Source organism: Terrabacter sp. 01T434, from assembly GCF_056398545.1.
Genome location: NZ_JBFTPP010000045.1, coordinates 1 through 364, shown reverse-complemented (window position 1 = coordinate 364; position 364 = coordinate 1). Strand labels below are relative to the sequence as shown.

Here is a 364-nt window from a genome sequence, read left to right as displayed (position 1 = left end):
TCTTGATACTTGAGGGATAACGTGGATTTCAAAAAGTGGCTCGAAGCCTTGTGGCAGTAGGCTTGGAGTGGGTTTTGGAGTGTGAAAGAAATTTGTAAGATCGGGTATCTATTGACAAAAAAAATCCTCTTGTTAAGTTTGCAATTGTCTAGGTCGCAAAAAATAACAAGAGGATCACGTTTTCATGGATAATGTAGGTAATAAAAATAATAAAGTCAAGTACGAAAACTTGGCGGATCGATCTGATAAAGATCAAATATGGGATCATCACAGAAAAGAAACAGATCTTGTTTCTGTTTTATATGAACAGGAAAAAGAGTTTTATCGTTATTTCGAAAGAATGGAAGATTGTTCCGGTCGTTTA

The 364-nt window shown here is 35.4% G+C and carries 1 protein-coding gene; it reads left to right on the top strand.

The features are described from left to right. Positions 1–184 precede the first annotated feature (184 nt). The coding region (locus AC1DIW_RS21925; RefSeq protein ID WP_478110937.1) for a hypothetical protein at positions 185–364 on the top strand (180 nt) is incomplete at its 3' end.